Here is a 19,143-nt window from a genome sequence, read left to right as displayed (position 1 = left end):
CAGCAGAGTAATACAACCTCAAATATACTTTCCCGGCAGGGGATATTGTTCGCGTCTGCTAGACTTTTCAGCATATTCCAAGATATAAACCGCTCGGGGAGGGCGCTCGTGATGGAAGATTGGTCCAGCTATCTGATGAGCTATTTTCACATGGCATTTCAAAATGCCGTTTTTTTTATGGCGGCCGTTCGAAACGGTCTGTCTGTTCTCGATGACTGGCAGTTCGCAGTCCTTGTTCTCGGCATTATCGGCATCATTTTTTTCCCGTTCGCAGCGCTGGTCAGAATGTCGTGGCGGTTGCGCCGATCGGAGGTCGTCATTCGCTCGCTGAACGAAGACCTTGCGCAAGTCACGCAGGACCTCAATGTCGAGCGTGTCTGGCGTCTGGCGGGTGGGGACTGTACCGAACGGCCGAGTGCGGACAGTTTGAAAGAGCTCTACAAGATAATGGCCAGACATCACGACGATGCCAGTCACATGGCGTGATCAGCCGACGCGTGGCATGAAGCCGAAGAACCTAATGCCGATGTTCCTGACTTTCAGCCGGAGCCTGGGTATGGGGAGGCTTGGAGACTGATTCCGGTTGTGGGCTGTCGGTCTCGACTGCGGGATCCGGCAACGGCAGCCATCTTCTGCCGGAAAAATAATTTCTGGTTCTTTTCTGAGGTCCTGAAGTTGCATCCAGCGAGAGCGTGAAGTTGTAATTCCCGGGATTGAGAACCTCGCGGCTGAAGCTGATACCGGCTCCGAAGCCGTCTTCCTTGATGTCCTTCAGATTCGTGATCGCGTTCAGGGTTTCGTGAAAATCGAGCCATTGCGGCTGGCGCAGCATGATTTCGAAAATTCGCAGAATGCCGGGATCGAGCTGGCCATTTTCATCGGTCTCGGGATTGATGATTTTCACGCGCATATTGTTGATCGTGCCGGCGGCGTCGCCGCGAACGATGACGAAGATAGAGCTCGAGAGCTGATCCTTCTCGCGCTTGCCGCTCCGCTCGAAAAAGCATTCGAACGTATCGGCGTTGAAGCTCGCCGCCGCCCAATCGCTGGTTTCGATGCCGGCATTGCGCAACGCCGCACACATTGCGGCGCCGGATATCCGCCATGTCCGCAGGAAAGTCGACGCGGTCTCTACCACGGGCGGTTCGATGACATGCAATGGAAGCGTGAAGGTGGCCGGTGGTGTCGGGCGGGGAAGGGCTTTGGGGGGAGGCGGTGTGACCTCCTGGGGGAAGAGATCGAAGCCAAAATAATGGCTGACCGTCTTTAAGTGTTTCATGTTGTTGGAAAGCAGCACCGTTCCCATGATCAGCGAGAGGGAAATCGTCAGCAGCAACCAGAAGACCACGGGAATCCGCGGTTTTCCCACAGGCTGTTTCGCATATGCGGACGACGAATTATCGGGCAAGCTTGTCTTCTCCGGCGCGAGAAGGGTTTCGATCGGGCTGTCTAAATCCAGCAGTATACATTTATCCGTTAAATATCTTTGGCTTCTTGTCGGCAATTGGGCACCTTTGTGCCTCGCCATCAGGCAGGGGCTACAGATCTCGGCGCCGCCGCCGTAACACCATTTCAATCGGCAATCTCCAATGTAACTGCGGGAAATCGCAATGGCAGATAGCGGATGATCTTGCCATTCAGCCTATGAATCGTCCGCTTTTGCATAGATTTTGTTCGCTCTCATTATGGATTCCGTTGAATTTTCTAGGGTATTCCTTGGTATTATTAGGTAAAATGCCAAACTATATTATTATGTATCATGTTTATAAATAACATTAACGCAAAAGTTTTATTTTGCACTATAAAACTATAGATTATATTCTGACTATCCTTGTGATTTGGCGGATTTCAATCAAATTTTCGACGTATTCTTCGATAGGGTTGCCGCGCAATCGCCGAGGGGAGGAACATGTCCGTCGAGCTAGACGCAACCACCTATGTTCACGCCAAACCAACAACCGCGCACGCCTATATCTTGCCCGCGGTGGTCGACGTGCTGGAGAGCCATTTCGACGGTTCTCTCGAGAACGACGTCTTTGATTTGGGATGCGGTACCGGCGGGGCGGCGGCGGCTCTTGCGGGAAAAGGATATTATGTCGTCGGCGTCGATCCTTCCAGCGATGGCATCGCCAAGGCCAATGTCAATTATCCCGAATTGCCGTTGAATGTCGGCTCGGCCTATGACGACCTTTCCAGGGAATACGGCACCTTCAATGCTGTCATCAGCCTGGAAGTCGTCGAACATGTCTACGATCCGAAGGCTTTCACCTCGACGATGTACGATCTCGTCAAGCCGGGCGGCATCGCCGTGATGTCGACGCCTTATCACGGTTATCTGAAGAACCTGGCCCTGGCTGCGATGGGGAAAATGGACGATCATTTCATGCCGTTGAAGGATCATGGGCATATCAAGTTTTGGTCAAAAGACACGCTGAGCACGCTGCTGCTGGATGCCGGCTTCGACAATGTTCATTTTGAATATGTCGGAAGGATTCCCGTTTTCGCCAAGTCGATGATTGCCGTTGCGCGAAAGCCTCTTAGAGATGGCGTCGGAGCGACACTGATTTCGGAGGGCATTCGTGCGCTGCGACGGGTGCGATAGAGCACGATGCGCATCCGCGCCAGATGGTGCTGGCTACGATAATCCACAGGTTGTTTTTACTGTGTGTGCTGCTGAAAAAATTCCTTACGAAATATTTACTTTTAGTTGCATTCTTGCTTAAACTCTCCATTATACAGCCGGGCGTGCTGATAAAGCGGGAGACTTATTCACATGAAGGCTAAATCGCCGAATTCGATTGACGTTTATGTTGGCAACCGCGTGCGCGTTCGGCGAAAGACGCTCGGGATGACCCAGAACGGCTTGGCCGAACTTCTGGGCATTACCTTCCAGCAGATCCAGAAATACGAAAAGGGAACGAATAGAATAGGCGCCAGCCGTCTTCAGCGCATATCCGAGATTCTTCGCGTGCCCATCGGCTTTTTCTTCGAGAACGGCGGCGCCGGACCGATCGACGGCGCGACGAATGAATTGAACAGCTTTTTGTCCTCGAAGGAGGGGTTGGCGCTCAACAAGGCATTCATCGCCATCGAAGACCCGAATATCAGGCAAAAGCTGGTGGCGTTGGCCAAAAGCCTGGCAGTCACGGGATTGTCTGACAGCGGCAATGAGTTGCAAGATTCGGTTGTGAACAGCTGAGGATGGATCGTGCTTCATCTGCAGACATTTGGCGATCTGCGGTTGATCGAGACGAATGGCGACCAGGTTCGCTATCCGATCAAGGGCCTGTTGATGATGGCCCATCTCTATGCCGGCGCGAGCCATGAGCTCAGCCGGTACGAATTGGCCCAGTTTCTGTGGAATGATGTCGAACCAGAGCTGGCGCGGCTCAATCTGCGCAAACTGCTTTCCCGCATCCGCGAGACAGACGGCGGGCGCGCCGAATTGCCCTTCGATTTCACCGCCACCACGGTTCGTCTCAACACGCAGGCAGTTTCCAGCGATCTGGATATTTTTCGCGCCGGCGGTTCGCCGCTGCAGCGGCTGAACGCAATCGCCGAATTAACCCAGCGCGGGTTCATCGGAAATATCAAACCAGCGACAAAGCTGATAGACGCCTGGATCAGGGCCCAACGGGACGCTCAGGCGCTGCAGTTGCGGCAGGCACTGCTGGACGCGTTGCCGGATGCGCAAAAGCCCGGCGCTACGCGCTCCATTTCCGGCGCCGCTCTGCAGATCCTCGAACGGGATCCGAATGACGAGCAGGTCAGAGCCTTACTGCACCGGCTATCCGGCGGTTCGTCCCTCAGCGAAAGATTGCCGAACGATGACGGCCATGCCAGGGTACAGGTGAAGCGTTCCGAGGCCGGCGGTGAGGCAACTGCCGACATCGAACGCATGTCGCCAGCGCCGCTGATCCTGCCTCGACTGGTGCTGCTTCCCCCGACATCGAAACATGCCGATGCCGGGCTTGCGCTTGCCAATGCCCTGATCGAAGACGTCACGATCGAACTCTGCGCGCTCAGAAACATTTCCATCGTAGCGCCCCATACGGCCGGCCAGATCCGCCGCGATTCCGAGAAGGCTGCTGTGGTCGCCCGTCACTCGATCGCCTATCTTCTGGATACACGGCTTTCCGAAGAGGGATTGTTCGCCCAGCTGGTTTATTTTCCCACGGACGAGATCATCTGGGCCAATCGCTTTACGATGACGCCCGATATATTGCCGCGTCAGAGACGGCTGATTGCGCAGCAGTTGACCATGTCGGTGGCCCGCGAGCTGGCTGAAAACGAGGAAGAGCGCTTACGCTTCGAAGCCAATCCTGAGGCCTATCACGCCTATCTGGTCGGCTCGAGCCTGATGAGCAAATTGACATTGCCGCATATCCGCCGGGCACGAAAAGCTTTCAAGCAGTCGCTGTCGCACAAGGCGGATTTCTCTCCGTCATTTACCGGGCTGGCGAGAACCTTCACCAGCGAGTGGCTCGTGACGGCGCAGGGTAACAATGAGCTGCTGCATCTGGCGGAGCAGAACGCGCTTCGGGCCATCGAGCGGGATCCGGCCTCGGCGGCGGGCCATCGCGAGCTTGGCGTCACCAAACTCTATCTCGGCGATGTCGATGCCAGTGTCGCCGCACTTGATCTGGCGGAACAACTCAGCCCGCATTTTGCCGATGTCATCTACAGCCATGCCGACACGCTCGTGCATGCATCCCGCCCTGGCGACGCGCTCGCCAAGATCAGAAGAGCGATTTCGCTCAATCCGATCGCGCCTGACGCCTACCTCTGGTGCGCTGCGGGAGCGAGCTTCTTCCTGGAACAGTACGAGGAGGCCATCGCCTATGTCGAGGCGATGAAAGACAAGGCGCCGGCCCATCGCATCGCCGCGGCCAGTTGCGCAATGATCGGCGATCGAAAACGGGCGCTGTTCCATCGGCAACGAGCCGAAAGCATCAACCCGGTCTTCGACGTCGAGAAGTGGCTCACCATCGTTCCCTTCAAGGAAGATTGGCAAAAAGAGCTTTATCGGGAGGGCCTGCTGAAGGCCGGTTTTTAACAATAGCTGAGGGGCGTTACATGGCAAAAGCTGTTATTATAGGAATACCTGGTGAGGCGGGTCTCTGGCTTGCCGATCTCGACGCGGGTACGGTCAAGCCTCTCAATCCGACGGGGGAATTGGCGACTGCAAACGGCCTGCGCAAGGCCGGCGGCACTTTCGTCAAGGGCGTCGACCTCGCCGTTGCGGTTTCGTCGGCGCAGGTTGCCCTTTCCGGTCACGTCGACGGCTGAGCCGGCATTCTGACAAACCAGTTCCTATATTCCGACAGGGTTATGTCGCCGCGGGAAACTCTTTCCCGCGTCGAACCTCTTTTGGCCGGGTTCGGCATTACCAGGGTTGCGCGACATACGGGACTGGACGACATCGGAATCCCCGTCTGGTGCGCATACGCCCCGAATTCCCGCTCGATCGTGATTGCCCAAGGAAAGGGCCTGACCGATCTCGATGCCAAGGTCTCCACCGTCATGGAAGCCCTCGAACGGGCGGTTGCCGGCGAACCCTCCGTCGACCTTGTCCGCGGCACCTCTTCCCGTCTGCAGGAAATGGGGCACAAGACCGACACGCTGAACTGCCTCACCGCTCTTCATAAACCCGATCTCGGACCGGACGAGGAGACGGAATGGGTTGCCGGCGTCGATATCCTCACCGGCGGCGAGGTCTATATCCCCTTTGAAGCGGTGGTGCTCGACCGCACACGTGACGCGCGATACTGGATGTCGTCGGACGGCCTGGCATCGGGAAACAATGTCGAGGAAGCGATCTTCCACGGCGTCCTGGAGCGTATCGAACGTGACGCCCATGTGCTGTGGCAGGTGGGCGCGGAACCGGATCGTTATGCCGGCTGCGTCGATCCCCGCGGCTTTAAGGACGGCGCCCTGGACGGGCTGATCGACAAGATCGAAACATCGGGATTGGCGCTCAGGCTCTTCGATATCACCAGCGACATCGCGATCCCCTGTTTCACCGCCATGCTGGGCCCTGGAGATCCGATTCTGGGCCACCGGGATATTCGCCTCGTCGAGGTAACCGGCGGAACCGGCGCTCATCCGTCTCCCGTGCGCGCGGCCATTCGGGCGGTGACGGAAGCCGTGCAATCCCGGCTGACCTATATCAGTGGAGCCAGGGACGATATTTCTCCCGCAACTTTCTCACGATCGTTGCCGCCGCTGATGCGGCGGGCCTTCGATGCGGTTGCCGCACCGCCCGCTGCCGCCATCGGCAATGCCGGGGCGGCAGGACTTCGGCAACAAAATCTGGCGCACTTGCTGCAGCATGTGCTCGATGCGCTCAGAAACAGGCGGATCGCTTCGGTGATCGCCGTGCGCCTCAGCGAGGACACGCTTCCCTTCAGCGTCGTCAAGATTGTCATCCCCGAGCTCGAAAATCCGGAGGGGGAGCGCGCCCGGCGGTTTGGAACGAGGGCGCTTGCCAGGGCAATAGGGTTTTGAAGATCATTTTCGCAGGTCCCAGTCTTCCCGATGCGGCGTCGCTTGCCGGCGAGGGGATACGCATCCTGCCGCCTGCCACGCAAGGCGATGTCCTGGCTGCTGTGGAACAGGGCGCCAATGTCATCGGCCTGATTGACGGCGGCTTCGAATATGCCGCACCGGTCTGGCACAAGGAAATTCTCTATGCTCTTTCGCTGGGCGTCGCGGTTTTCGGGGCGGCAAGCATGGGCGCGTTGCGCGCTGCGGAATGCCATCCGTTCGGCATGATCGGGATCGGCCGCATTTTCGAAGATTATCGCACCGGCCGGCTGGTCGACGATGCCGCCGTCGCACTCACGCACGCGCCGAGCGCGCTGGGCAGCAAAGCGCTGACGGTACCGCTCGTCAATGTCAGCGCAACGCTCGATGTGATGGTGGATCGCGGGCTGCTGCCAAGTGGGGTGCGCCAGGAGCTCGAAGATGCCGCAAGCGCGATCTTCTTCAAGAAGCGGTCATGGCGATCGATCGTCGAGCAATGTGGAGGGCTGGCCGAGCGCGATCGTACGGATCTGCTCGCGGTACTACTGTCGAATGCCATCGATCAAAAACGCATCGATGCCTTGGCGTTGCTGAAAGCCGTGCAGGACGCCCGTGACATTCGCTCGAGTGCCGATCTGCCCTGGAAACTGCACGAAACCTCATTCCTGACGCGCCCTGCATTGTGAACCGAAGCCGGCAATAGTCACCGAGGGTTGTGTCACGCTTTTTTCACGGGCTGGATCACCTCCACACGCGTATCATTTCTTCAATTCATTGGAGAAATGGGGCATGGGCGTGACATCGGTTTTCAAGATAGATGCAGACCAAGGGGCGGAAGACGGTCTGGAAGAGCTCGTCGCGTTGGCGCGAATGATCGCCTATGCGCGACAGGTCGCTCAGGATGTCAAACTGCCGTTCGCGACGAATTGCCTCGACCTTGCGCTTGAGGCCGTGAAGCAGGAGGTGGGGGAGGGGTTGACCAGGGAACTGGCTGAATTGAGCTCTCCAGTTCCGCAAGTGAGTGTGAGAAGTCATTAGTACGGCGCGTCCGATCGGACACGCCGAGAACGCTCCACCACTTCAAACCCGCGATAACCCCGAAAATCAGCTTCGATTTTCGGGGTTATGCGTGTGGTTGCGCGCAGCCAAGCAGTCGTCAATCGAACGGAGCCGTTTATTTCAATCGCCGTGAGGCAACGCGCTGAAACGGACGCCCGGTAAGGGCCTATGGTTCGGCGTTTCGTGTCAATTGTAGGTTAGGGAAGCCCGGCTCGTTTCCGGCCGCTGGCGCTTTATTCAGAAGCTGTTCGACTTCCATCTCACGGATGGTTTCGAGCGAGGGGCAAGCGGCTTCACTGACGTTGCCTCCGGGCAGGGAGGCGGCGCGATTTCGCACTCAATGTCTTCTGCACGACCAGCCTTTCGACGACCGACCCTTCATCTTAATGGGTCAGGTTGCGCTTCTGTGCCAGCAGCAGAATGTAGTCGTCGGCGATGTCTGCGATGGCCATTGCGACTTCCGCCGGATCGCATCCCTCGACCTTCGTATTTGCAATGAACTGATAGACCGCCTTCTCGATCTGCTTCCGGCAGATCATCACGCGCTCATCGTAACCAAATTCCGGAATCTGCGATGCTATATCACTCATCAGGTCGGCTCCCTCACTACTTACAGTGACCATGACACAAATTATAAGTTGAGCAAGCAAATGCTTTATGAAGGGTTAATTCGTTGGCGAGGTGCGACCATTTCGACACAGGTCGGGGTGTGAAACAGGCTATTGGCGTGTTGAATCAGGACTGACCAACTTCGCCCAAGCGTATCGGTTGTTTCGTATCGGGAGGCTCGCCAAAGGGGATAGGTATGTCCTGCGCCGCGGGTTGTGGGTCATATTTCCATTGGCGAGTGCAGGCTTATATGCCGACCTTTGAAATGACAGACCGAATGCTGTTGGCTGAATCGATCGGTACAGGTCGCGTGGAGTTGGAAAATATCTTTATTTATCAATATATTACCTTTTTGTTCGGCAGTCTTGAATTGCATCGGCAGCTTTTTCCCGCGCAATCATCCCGAGATTGTTGGGCTATCGGCTGGGACAACCTCACCAATGATGAAGGCAGTTGCCGGGTCGTTGAGAGCCCCGGGGCGGGAAGTGGCTGTCGGTAGATCTTCTGTTCCGGCGTCGAAGGTAATGTCGATGCTTTTGAAACTTTAGGCACAATAAGTTTGTATCTGTAACTGACTTTAGAAAGTAAAATTTTATCAAAAGGTAAAATTATTAATTACAGATAATGGTTGTATTTAAAAATCAATTATAAGATGACTAAGGAGTTTCATCCCGATAGTCATAAGAGGTATTATGCTTCCGTGTGGCATCGATACTTATGATGTTTTGCCGGATGATAATCTCGGCTTTATGACAATCTTTCTGTCTCTGCAATTCATTGCGGATCCGAAAACACCCCCGAGATGAATTGAAGCGCCGGTCGAAATATTGACAAAAAAGAACCCGAGCTTTGACCTTCACTTGCCGATGATGGGGGATTTTCTGATCAAGCCGATCTCAACAGCATGATACCACTATCCAAGCAAGATCTAATTATGCTGATGCAGCGAGAACGGCGACCGCATTATGGCAACCAGCCGGGAAGCAAAGTTGAGGACCCGCCGGGGTGGTTGGCGGGTCCTCCAGTAGGAATGCTTGCACAGTGCGTACGTATGATTGCAGTTAAAATCGACATTGTCGAAGTTCATTATTGGGGTAATTCTTTTTTATGTAGATTACTCCATTTTTTAGCAATTACTATTCTGTTTTAATATAAAATTTTGTAGTACAAAATAGTGGAGATAGTCGTCAGGCCTCCTGCGAAATCGCCGCAGAGCATTCGCCAGACCGATCGATCTCAGACAAGCGGCTGAGCAATGCCTCCGTTCTAAAGCGAGACCAACCGCCAACCAACGGGAGAAGCGGGTCTATCTCGTCGAATTTCCTGAGATTCTTTTGCTTTTGTTCCCTCGCTGGCCAGACTTTCGATAACGCCCTGCGTGAGGCTCTGTTGGCTTTTGTAAAGATCAATCTGGTGAGGATGCCGGAGGCGAGCATTGGGCTATGATGATAAATGTGTCTGAGCGAGGTCGCAGCGCTGGACTAGTCTTTCAAGCGGCAAATTTTGAAAATGCATAAAGATGTGCCGACGCGCGGGCGCAGCAGACGACAAAAGCCGGTAGAGTTTCATTATCGATGGCACCCATTTTACGGGGGTTGTTTTCGGCACGAAGGTCGCGAGGATCGGGCCAGCAGTGCGACCGTACGGATAGAGGTTCGACCGGGCGAAGTCATTCAGGTTGCAGAATGGACATTGGACCGGGCGTTTTGCATCGGCATGGGGCCGGCGTTGATGATCATCGATGGCGGGGCAGTTGTGCTCGACGAGGAGGGGCGGCCGGGTTTCGGGCTGCTGCAGCGATCGCTGGGCGCACCCGGCAAGAAAGCTGGCAATCACAGCTGTGCACCGATGGATACGGATCAGCTTCCTCACAGGTAGATGGTAACCGTCTTTTTGGCGGCGCGCGTCACTTTTGCACCGGCAATCTATCGACTACGAACAGCTGCTGGCTAGAAATATCTTTGTCGAATAACCATTGCTCCATTTATTGAAACTCAAACGTCCATCTTGGTGTAACTTCCTCGCGATCGTGTGGACTTCGGAGTTGAGAGCTTGAAGAAATCGGCAAGAAGTGAAGTAACTGTTGCTGTTGTAATCCCGGCCTACAACGCGGAACGAACTCTGGCTGAAACAATCAGCAGCGTTCGCAATCAAACGCATCATGCGCTCGATATCGTCGTGGTGGACGACGGTTCTAAGGACGATACCCTGGCTGTTGCGCAAGAAATCGTTAAAATTGATCCGCGCGTGCGAGTATTGAAACAAAGAAATTCCGGCGTCGCTGCTGCTCGAAATGCGGGTTGGCGCTCTACCCCTGCCGACCTAGTGGCATTCCTAGATGCTGATGACCTTTGGTCACCTGATAAAATTGAGCGACAATTGGTGGCATTGGAGACAGGCGGCCCACAAGTGGGGCTAGTCTACACTTGGTATGCGATGATCGACCACAAGAATTACGTCATTTACCGCAGCAATGAGATTTCTGTCGAGGGAGATGTGCTCGACGAAGTACTTGCCAAAAACTTCATCGGAAATGGAAGCTCGCCACTCGTACGGCGGAATGTCCTCGACGCGACGGGAGGATTTGACTCCTCACTCCAACAGCGCGAGGCGCAGGGATGTGAAGATTATCTCTTCTACTGCCTTGCCGCTGAACTCTCGCATTTTGTAGTGGTGCCGGATCATCTTGTCGGCTATCGCCAAACCCCCGACAACATGTCAGCGAACCTCACGCGAATGCTTCGGTCCTGGATTCTGGTCGCGGATGAAATGCTAAAAAGACACCCGGAAAGGGGCTTTGCAATCCGGGCCGGCCTACGCGGCTGCGGCCGGTGGCTCGCCCAGAGGGCGGTTGAACAAGGCCGATACCGCGCGCTCATCGGACTTGTGGCTACCATGTCGCGACATGATAAGCCAATTGCCGCCAAGATGCTTGTGGTCGACGCGAGATCAAAGGCAATGAAGAGCCTCAAGAAAAAGGCCCGGTCATGGCTGAAGCAGGAACCTTATTTCTCTCCAAATCCCAATCATCGCTTTGCTCTAGGAACAAAGTACGATGCGGGTTGGACGGTGGCCCCCCCCATTCTTGTCTCAGCCAAATAGCAGATTTGCAAACTCTGACTGGGTGATCCCGCGAAAGACCTCCTGTCTTTTCAATGCGAGCTTATCGGCATCCGCCCGCACCGTGCCACCGACGCAGCTTAACCCGATCCGGTAACCACATTGTTCGGCTATGTCCCGGATAGCGGGGTCGAAGTCGCCGTACGGATAAGCGACCGCCAGCACTTCTCGACCTAGACGTTTTTCAAGCATTGCTTTGGAGCCAGCAAGCTCTCGCAATAGGCTCTCCGGTGCCAAGGCAGATAAACGCACGTGCCGGACACCGTGGGCGCCCAGCGTCACGTCGCTGTTCGCGACTGCCGCAAGTTCCTCCCAAGTTAGCAGTGGAGTTGGCGATCCATAGGCCGAATCCCATATTGCCGAGCCGCCGACCCGATCGGTTGGGACAAAGAGTGAGGATGGGAAGCCGTATCGATGGAGCAGTGGGAGGGCATGCGTCATGAAATCGCGTGTAGCGTCGTCAAAGGTCAGAACTAATGTCTTTTCGGGCGGTTTGGCACCTTCATCGAAACAAGCAAGCAGCCGATCCAAAGTCATCCCGCGCCATCCGGCGTCGCGCAGGAAGGCCAGTTGAGTTTCGAAAGCCTCCGGAGACTGGCGGTATCGAGCAAGCTGTTCAGCACCGTCGTCCGAAACCTGATGATACATCAAGATCGGGACATCGTTCCAGTCGGCGGCCGCTTCCACAACTTGCCCCCCTCTCCAGCGTACTTGGCTGGCGACCTGAAGAGGCAAGGGCTGCGCCGTGTTTACTTCCACGCGTGTGGGCTCAAGGAAGCCCCCGTGCTCCACCTTCTCGAACCTTTGGATTCTATAGAGCGGACTCTTGGCTTCGACCGAGAGAGTTAAATCCGGATGCTGGTCAAACATCTCACCTATGCCGACCGCACCGAATTCATGCGGCCACCCAAATCCTGTCTCATGCGGCATATCAATCAGGAGGTTGGCGTGGGCAGTAACGAACCAACCACCCGTGCGAAGACTGCCCGCAATCTTATCGACTATCTGCTGGAGTTTTTCTCTGTTCTCGAAATAGTACAGAACTTCACTGCAGACGATGAGATCGTAAGGCCCTTCTAGCGCGTCGCTCAAAAGATCCAACTGCCGATAGGCTACCGCGTAACCATGGTCCTGAAGCGAGGCCGCTCGAGCGACTGCCGACGCCGAAATGTCGGTCGCCAGCAGGTTGTCGACGCGGGGGGCCAACATCCGTGTAAAGGTTCCTTCCGCGCAGGCCAGCTCAAGGCCGTTTGAAAAGCGCCGATCGTCCAACAACGAGAGTGTTTGAAGATATTTCACAGTCTCATAGTTGTTTCGGTAGTCCCAAGGGTCTACCTGGGAAAACAGCTCCTCCCAGTACGCCTCCGTATCGTATCTCGGCACCTCATCGCCCACTGGGCCGGTTTTTTTCGACGGCATCTCCATGGACATCTGCGTTGAGGCTGCAACCGCCCGCTGGCTTTCCTCTTCAACGATTCGATCGAATTCGGCGCGCCCGGCGTGCGCCATGCCTGATATCGAGTCGACACGTGTTGGTGTCGGCTCTTTCTTGCTCCACCAACCCGTTACTGTCTTTGCTTCGGCCCAATATGATACTTTCGCCATGAGCTTCAGCACCTGTTGAGCTACTCCGCTGTAGCTTGGCGCTGCCATGCTGGCGGCGGCGCGCCCGTCATCCTGATCAGAAAGATTGACGAAGCCATCTTCTGCCAACAAAGCTGCTGCTGGGTGGTTCAGATCGTCGAACTCCGGGCCGAACTCCCTCCTAAGTCGATTTCGTATAGCATCCGCTTCGATTGCTCCGAAGACAACAAACTCCAGTTGCCCCAGCAGCGTCGAACCTCGCCAGATGCAACAGCGCAACCGCTCAATGTCGGGCAAGATAAGGTCGACGATAGGTTGATCCAAATCAATTGGCTGTATCCTTGTTCTCCCGATCGTGGTGGGCACGTTGGTCGGCAGCTGGTCAGCGACCTTTCGCTCCAGTGAACGAACCAACAGGGAACCAAAAGCTTCTTGGGGAGCATGCCGATCAAGCCAAGCCTCTAGGGCCGGAAGCTTGTCCTGGATCTTCGACCAGAGTCCGGGCCAGATCGGCTCGTCGGGGAAGGCGCCGACCACAATCCCGTCTATCATTATTGCGCAGAACGCGTAGACATCGGCGTCAGGTGGGATAGGCTCTGCCACCCGGTCAAGCAGTTCGACAGGATTGTCGCCCTGACCTATTGAGGCGCCGACAAGCCAGATCGCGAGATACCAGCACGCCATTCCCAAAGCAGCTTTTGTTATTCCCTGGGCGAGCGCCGGCACCGGATAGGCAATGCGCGGATCGGAATTGTGGCCGCGCCGGATCACCTGAAGACCAAAATCGAGATGCTTAACCCTGTTTGACGACAGCGAACCGGCCGCTACGCTAACGTCAGCCATCAGGCCTTCGACCGGCGCGAATTCGGCGCCAGCTCGAGCGAGACGCTGCCACAGGTCCCAATCCTCGCACATTTTCATCTCTGGATCGAAGCCGCCGACTTCTGCAAGCCGGGACCGGCGAAGCAAGGCGGCGTGGATCGCGAAGGGGCAATAGCGCGCTGTTTCGGCAAACGGATTGTCCATTTTTACTGCGGGGTGAGACTGCCACCAGGGAGCACCATTTTTCAGACGGCGCCAACCGCAATGCAGAATGTCGGCCTGCGGCAAAGTTCGTGTGTGATTCAGCATGGTTTCGAGATGGAAGGGTGCCAGCGCGTCGTCTGAGTCGAGAAAGACGACCCAGTCGCCTTTCGCCTGTGCCAGGCCCGCATTGCGAGCAGCCGAAACGCCGCTCTGCTCCTGCCGCAGCACACGGAAGCGCGTATCCCGAGCCGCGAAACGGTCCGCGATCTCAGCGGTCTGATCGGTTGAACCATCATCAATGATGAAGCATTCCCAGTCGGGATGACTTTGCGCTATCAGGCTCTCCAAAGTCGAAGAAATCGTTGTTTCCGCTCCATGCGCCGGTGTGATGATGGAAACCATCGGCATAATTGTTGCTTCCTACGATAACGATCACGCTAGTGTACCGTGTCAGTTCGCGAGTATGATGATCTTTACTACTTTGAGGCAAGGTGTATTTAACCGGTGGCAAAAGTGAGCCGAAATGCCTGAACAGCTCAAGGATGATGCGCTTGATCGCGCGAAGCGACGGGACCAATACTGGCGCCGTGATCAGTGGAAGTCCTTGATCCACATCTGTCTGCAATGGAACGATTTGCTGTTAGAACTTCTGGCACGCGATCTGAAGATGAGATATCAACGGTCCGCAATTGGCCTCGGCTGGTCCTTGATGCGGCCATTGAGCCAGCTGCTGGTTTTTTCGCTGATCTTTCGTCACGTTCTGCCTCTAGATATTCCCCATTACACCACTTTCGTCTTTTCCGGCGTGTTGGCCTGGGGTTGGCTCAGCACTGCGGTACCCGCAGCGACGACTTCCATAACTGGCAGCAGCGAACTGGTGCGCCGGCCGGGCTTTCCGGTCGGCATACTTCCTGTTGTCGCAGTCATCACACAAGCAGTGCACCTTCTGCTCGCTCTGCCACTCCTCTTCATCATCTCGTTTATCGAGACCGGGGGCCTGACTTTGAGCGTCGTCGCACTTCCACTCGTCTTCCTTGCGCAGGCGCTATTCACGATGGGCCTGTCCTATCTTGTTGCGATTGCGCATGTCCACTTCCGGGATACTCAACATTTGGTAGGCGTAGTTTTGATGCTGGGTTTCTACCTGACACCCGTGTTCTACAGCCCACTTAAGGCGAGTGAGCCGATGGCGTTAATTCACACCTTGAACCCGATGGCCTGGATTCTCGAGGGCTACCGCGCCATTTTCGTCGAACACGCGTGGCCTCCCGTTGATATCTATTGGAAGACTGCGCTGATTTCTTTGCCGATGCTATTTGCTGGAATTTGGCTGGTCGAGCGCGGCAGCGCAAGCCTAGTGGACGAACTATGAGACAAGGCGCCATCACCGTCCACGACGTCGGCAAGCGCTACCGTGCGCAAGGGGGTGCACGCTCCACCACGTTGAAGGGTTACCTTTTGTCCGGACGGTCCGTGGTGCCGTCGAAAAGCTTTTGGGGCCTGCGCCACATCAGCTTCGCGGTTGCGCCAGGGCAAGCTGTCGGCGTGGTCGGGCTAAACGGGGCCGGGAAGTCCACTTTGCTGCGTCTGATCGGCGGCGTTGGTCGTCCCGACGAAGGGCAGATCAAGGTGATGGGTCGAATTGGCGCCTTGCTCGACATCGGGGCGGGCTTGACCGACGATTTGACGGGGCGCGAGAACATCTTCCTGCTGGGTGTTATCGCGGGAATGCGGCGGACCGAGGTTGCCGAGCGGTTTGACGAGATTGTAGCCTTCGCCGAGCTGGAGGCGGCCGTTGAGAACCCGGTTCGCAGTTATAGCACCGGGATGCGCATGCGCCTGGCATTCGCCGTGGCAGTCCATGTGCGCCCGGACATCTTGCTTATCGATGAGGCCCTCGCCGTAGGCGACCAAGCCTTCCAGCAGAAGTGCATTGCAAGAGTGAAGGAGATACTGAACGACGGCGCCACTATCTTCTTCGTGTCACACGACGTCTCGCAGGTAAGAGAAATCTGCGACTACGTGCTGTTCCTGAGAGGCGGACGCGTCGTGGGCTACGGACCAATCGACGAAATGCTCCCACTTTATACCTCGGCTGTCGAGGCGAAGGTCGCCAGTGTCCAGCACGAACCGTTCGGCGTTACAAAATTGCCCGTCGAGCTTGTGCCGCAGGTCAGCCGGTTCGGCAATGGCGAACTCCAGATCACAGCCGTAGCATTGCTGAACGAGCAAGGCATGCCGACAAGTACCATCGTTGCGGGCGACCGGCTGTCGATTTCACTGACCTATGTGGGCGCCACCAGAGATCGCAACGCCGTTATCGTCATCGGCATCTATGCGGCGGACGATACGTGCTGCTTCGAGACCGACAGCAAGTTGGCCGAATTCGCCCCTCTCGTAGATACGGACACGGTGCGCATCGAAACAACACTCAATCGTATCGACCTGGCGCCAGGCGACTATCGCGTTACGGTGGGCCTTTTTTCGGCAGACTGGCAGCAGGTTTACGATTATCATGCTGAAGTCTATCCTCTCGCCGTGACCGGCCCCGGCCCAAGAAAGGGTATGCTGAATCCCCCGACACAGTGGCAGCAGGTGCAGTCGCGCCCCACCGCGACCTCGCCGGACCACGGCTCATTGGGGCAGCACAGCTTGGATCCGAACTCCTGATGCGCCTTGCGGTCCGAGACATCGACATTCTTGACCTTCCGCCAGATTTTGGGCCGACTGGTGACTATCAGGGTGCACTTGTGCTGATCCGGGTCGCCGGTCGTCCGTGCGGCCAAGCTGTGATCGCCTTCGACACCGATGGCGGCAAGACGCCAACTAAGGATCGGATTCTGTCTGCGGCCAGTTCGTCGGTGTTCGAGGCTTGGCTGAGGCATCGGCTGGCCCTCCCTGACCCGTCGCCGACTCCAAATCAGCTGCCGAAAGCTTCCGTCGTGATCTGCACGCGCGATCGTACCGAAGATCTGGAGCGCTGCCTCACCGGGCTTTTGGCTATGCCCGATAAGGCCGATATTCTAGTCGTCGACAATGCCCCATCGAACGAGGCCACGCGAGATTTAGTCGGGCGCTTCGATACTGTGAGATATCTGCGCGAGCCGCGTCCTGGTCTTGACGTCGCGCGCAATACTGCCCTTCGCAACACAGAAGCAGACGTCGTCGCCTTCATCGACGACGATGCGGTCCCCGACCCGCTATGGCTTAGAACCTTGCTTCGCAATTTCGAGGACCCCCTGGTGCTGGCCGTAACCGGCCTTACTATGGCGTCCGAGCTGGAAACGGACTCGCAGATCGCCTTTCAACATTTTGGCGGTTTTTGCCGTGGTTTCAGGCGTCAGGTCTATGACGCCTACAACCTGGACCCTTTCACCGGATGGCATGCGGGTGCCGGTGTCAACATGGCATTGCGCCGAACGATGGTTGACGTGGTGGGGTGGTTCGACGAGGCCCTCGACGCTGGAACACTAAGTCTGGCTGGTGGCGACACAGACATGTTCCGGCGCGTGCTCGAAGCCGGGTATCGGATCATCTACGATCCCGAAGCTCTGAACTGGCACCGCCATCGTCGCTCAAGCAAGGAACTGCAGCAGCAGATGTATGGCTACGAGGCTGCATCGCTCGCCATCTTGACGAAGGCCCTCGTGTTCGAGGGAAACCCGCGTGCGCTCCCTCGCATGGTTCGTTCGTACATCAGGCTTTTTCGGCGATTGTTTCAACCTCGACGGACACACCAATTCAGCCTGCCTTACAACGACGCCTTAACCCAGTTCAGAGGGGCTGCGAGCGGCCCGGTTCGTTATCTGAGGGCGCGGGCGCGAGCAGTGAAGGCAGGGCATAAGCGTGGTTGACATCAGCGTTATCATACCAACCCATAATCGTGCTGCCATGCTGAGATCGCTTCTGGGCAAGCTCGACGCCCAGCGAGATGGGACCCCAGCGTTCGAAGTCCTGGTTGTGGCTGACGGGTGTGAGGACGACACGTCGACAATGCTCGCGTCGCTTCGTACCCGCGTTCCTTTTCGTACCCTGTCGTTGCCGGGCGTCGGTCCGGCACTCGCCCGCAATGCGGGGTCGCAGGTCGCGAGCGGCCGTTTATTGATCTTCCTTGATGACGACATTGAGCCCGGGGAAAACTTCGTTGGGGCGCACGTCGTTGAACATCAGCGCCACCCTGGGGGCGTAGTGATGGGCCCCTATCCGCCACTTCCGCACATTGCAAGGGACCGCTTTCGCCTCAGCGCGCGCGCATGGTGGACGAGGCACTTCGAGCGCGTGTCCCTCCCTGGACATCAGTTCGCCTTTACCGATGTGCTGACAGGAAACCTTTCGCTGGATGCGGAACTATTTCACGCAATGGGCGGCCTCGATCCTCAATTCGCCCGTGCACGAGAAGACTTCGAATTTGGTCTGCGTCTGATCAAAAAGGGAGTTCCAATTCGTTTTGCTCCTGACGCATTGGGCTATCATCTCGAACATCAGACGGCGACACTGACCGGAAAGATGGTGCGCAGGCATCAAGAGGGACGCTCCGATGCCTTGATGGCTCGCAAGCACCCCGACATACAGCGGCGGCTCGAGATCCATCGGTTTGCCGGAAAAAAGGGGCGGAAAAAACGTCTGCAAAGGATCATCGCTACCCGCGCCGGTTCTGTCCTTGACCCCCTCGTCAAGGCTGGCCCCCGCGTCCTCCAAATGTTGGAAAAGGCTGGCCTTCGCAGGCTCTATGAGAAGGTAGAGCGACAGCTCAATGGATATCATTATCTTCGCGGCGCCGCGGAAGTTTTGGGTGAGGATTGGCGGCTTCCGACGGATCCGACAGCTTCCGCTGACGAAATCGAGGTGCTCGAGATCAATCTGGACCAAGGCCTTGAGGCAGCCGAAGCTATGCTGGCGGAACGCCGACCCCTCGCTGCTCGTATCGTGAATGGGACGGTACCCGTCGGCGACATGGGTCACCAGATCGGCGCCGAACCGTGGGACGCACGGCATCTCCGTCCGTGGCTGAACGGCCAGGCAATACGCGGATATCTTCCTGTGGCGCTTGCCGAATGGCAGATTCAGCCGAACAACGTCCCCCCGCATTTGTCCGACTTCACATTGAACACCCTCAATAACCCCGGTTTCCGCGCGCATATAATCGAACAGCACGTCCAATGGATGCAGGCGAAACTGAGTTCAGCACTCTATGACAATACGACCAAATCGTAGCGGCCG

General features: G+C 56.5%; 17 protein-coding genes and 2 pseudogenes. 15 read left to right on the top strand and 4 right to left on the bottom strand.

Annotated elements, in window-relative coordinates:
* The first annotated feature begins 111 nt into the window (after window positions 1–111).
* Window positions 112–486 (top strand): hypothetical protein, encoded by a 375-nt coding sequence (locus AC245Y_RS16680; RefSeq protein WP_012758603.1) that lies wholly within the window; start codon window positions 112–114, stop codon window positions 484–486.
* Window positions 487–517: 31 nt separating this feature from the next.
* Here AC245Y_RS16680 and AC245Y_RS16675 read toward each other — a convergent pair whose 3' ends face one another.
* Window positions 518–1,408: a DUF6030 family protein gene (locus AC245Y_RS16675; protein WP_017994918.1), complete on the bottom strand. Its 891-nt coding sequence runs from the start codon at window positions 1,406–1,408 to the stop codon at window positions 518–520.
* A 501-nt stretch (window positions 1,409–1,909) separates the two neighbouring features.
* Between AC245Y_RS16675 and AC245Y_RS16670 the strand changes: the two genes are divergently transcribed.
* From AC245Y_RS16670 to AC245Y_RS16640, 7 genes are all read left to right on the top strand, one after another.
* Window positions 1,910–2,602 (top strand): class I SAM-dependent methyltransferase, encoded by a 693-nt coding sequence (locus AC245Y_RS16670; protein ID WP_012758601.1) that lies wholly within the window; start codon window positions 1,910–1,912, stop codon window positions 2,600–2,602.
* A gap of 171 nt (window positions 2,603–2,773) precedes the next feature.
* Window positions 2,774–3,199 carry a helix-turn-helix domain-containing protein gene (locus AC245Y_RS16665; RefSeq protein ID WP_017994917.1) on the top strand — a complete coding sequence of 142 codons (426 nt, stop codon included), beginning with the start codon at window positions 2,774–2,776 and terminating at the stop codon, window positions 3,197–3,199.
* Window positions 3,200–3,208: 9 nt separating this feature from the next.
* Entirely contained in the window at window positions 3,209–5,056 is a 1,848-nt protein-coding gene (locus AC245Y_RS16660; protein WP_017994916.1) for a peptide antibiotic resistance protein, read from the top strand.
* Between the two features lie 20 nt (window positions 5,057–5,076).
* Window positions 5,077–5,289 (top strand): hypothetical protein, encoded by a 213-nt coding sequence (locus AC245Y_RS16655; RefSeq protein WP_003561841.1) that lies wholly within the window; start codon window positions 5,077–5,079, stop codon window positions 5,287–5,289.
* Window positions 5,290–5,331: 42 nt separating this feature from the next.
* Window positions 5,332–6,507: a YcaO-like family protein gene (locus AC245Y_RS16650; RefSeq protein ID WP_017994915.1), complete on the top strand. Its 1,176-nt coding sequence runs from the start codon at window positions 5,332–5,334 to the stop codon at window positions 6,505–6,507.
* Window positions 6,504–7,211 carry a TfuA-like protein gene (locus AC245Y_RS16645; protein ID WP_017994914.1) on the top strand — a complete coding sequence of 236 codons (708 nt, stop codon included), beginning with the start codon at window positions 6,504–6,506 and terminating at the stop codon, window positions 7,209–7,211. The genes AC245Y_RS16650 and AC245Y_RS16645 overlap by 4 nt, the downstream gene beginning before the upstream one ends.
* 103 nt (window positions 7,212–7,314) lie before the next feature.
* A complete protein-coding gene (locus AC245Y_RS16640) occupies window positions 7,315–7,563 on the top strand; it encodes a hypothetical protein (protein WP_017994913.1) in 249 nt (82 codons plus the stop codon).
* A 404-nt stretch (window positions 7,564–7,967) separates the two neighbouring features.
* Here the strand turns inward: AC245Y_RS16640 and AC245Y_RS16635 are convergent, their stop codons facing one another.
* Window positions 7,968–8,174 (bottom strand): hypothetical protein, encoded by a 207-nt coding sequence (locus AC245Y_RS16635; RefSeq protein ID WP_003542083.1) that lies wholly within the window; start codon window positions 8,172–8,174, stop codon window positions 7,968–7,970.
* Window positions 8,175–8,443: 269 nt separating this feature from the next.
* Here AC245Y_RS16635 and AC245Y_RS16630 point away from each other — a divergent pair, with 269 nt between their 5' ends.
* Entirely contained in the window at window positions 8,444–8,692 is a 249-nt protein-coding gene (locus AC245Y_RS16630; protein WP_128438247.1) for a hypothetical protein, read from the top strand.
* Between the two features lie 688 nt (window positions 8,693–9,380).
* Here AC245Y_RS16630 and AC245Y_RS16625 read toward each other — a convergent pair.
* Window positions 9,381–9,763 (bottom strand): annotated as a pseudogene (locus AC245Y_RS16625) (glycosyltransferase family 2 protein); the annotation flags it as partial.
* Window positions 9,764–9,909: 146 nt separating this feature from the next.
* Between AC245Y_RS16625 and AC245Y_RS16620 the strand changes: the two are divergent.
* Together AC245Y_RS16620 and AC245Y_RS16615 are read left to right on the top strand one after the other, a co-directional pair.
* Window positions 9,910–10,032, top strand: a pseudogene (locus tag AC245Y_RS16620) (non-homologous end-joining DNA ligase); the annotation flags it as partial.
* A 213-nt stretch (window positions 10,033–10,245) separates the two neighbouring features.
* Window positions 10,246–11,295, top strand: a complete 1,050-nt coding sequence (locus AC245Y_RS16615; RefSeq protein ID WP_017994910.1) for a glycosyltransferase family 2 protein — start codon at window positions 10,246–10,248, stop codon at window positions 11,293–11,295.
* Here AC245Y_RS16615 and AC245Y_RS16610 read toward each other — a convergent pair.
* The gene (locus AC245Y_RS16610; protein WP_017994909.1) at window positions 11,284–14,331 is read right to left on the bottom strand and encodes a trifunctional glycosyltransferase/class I SAM-dependent methyltransferase/polysaccharide deacetylase; all 3,048 of its coding nucleotides are present in this window, start codon (window positions 14,329–14,331) and stop codon (window positions 11,284–11,286) included. The genes AC245Y_RS16615 and AC245Y_RS16610 overlap by 12 nt on opposite strands.
* Window positions 14,332–14,446: 115 nt before the next feature.
* On the opposite strand from AC245Y_RS16610, the gene AC245Y_RS16605 reads away from it, so the two are divergent.
* From AC245Y_RS16605 to AC245Y_RS16590, 4 genes are read left to right on the top strand one after another with little or no spacing between them, the layout of a single operon-like run.
* Window positions 14,447–15,295 carry an ABC transporter permease gene (locus tag AC245Y_RS16605; RefSeq protein ID WP_012758593.1) on the top strand — a complete coding sequence of 283 codons (849 nt, stop codon included), beginning with the start codon at window positions 14,447–14,449 and terminating at the stop codon, window positions 15,293–15,295.
* On the top strand, window positions 15,292–16,593 hold the full coding sequence (locus tag AC245Y_RS16600) for an ABC transporter ATP-binding protein (RefSeq protein WP_012758592.1): 1,302 nt from the start codon (window positions 15,292–15,294) through the stop codon (window positions 16,591–16,593). The genes AC245Y_RS16605 and AC245Y_RS16600 overlap by 4 nt, the downstream gene beginning before the upstream one ends.
* Complete coding sequence (locus AC245Y_RS16595) at window positions 16,593–17,777, top strand: glycosyltransferase family 2 protein (RefSeq protein WP_017994907.1); 1,185 nt, start codon at window positions 16,593–16,595, stop codon at window positions 17,775–17,777. The genes AC245Y_RS16600 and AC245Y_RS16595 overlap by 1 nt, the downstream gene beginning before the upstream one ends.
* Window positions 17,770–19,137 (top strand): glycosyltransferase, encoded by a 1,368-nt coding sequence (locus AC245Y_RS16590; protein WP_017994906.1) that lies wholly within the window; start codon window positions 17,770–17,772, stop codon window positions 19,135–19,137. The genes AC245Y_RS16595 and AC245Y_RS16590 overlap by 8 nt, the downstream gene beginning before the upstream one ends.
* Window positions 19,138–19,143: the final 6 nt, after the last annotated feature.

The sequence above is a fragment of the Rhizobium sp. SRDI943 genome (genome assembly GCF_057653695.1).
The sequence above is the reverse complement of the archived record's forward strand: the minus strand, read 5'-3'. Positions and strand labels throughout refer to the sequence as shown.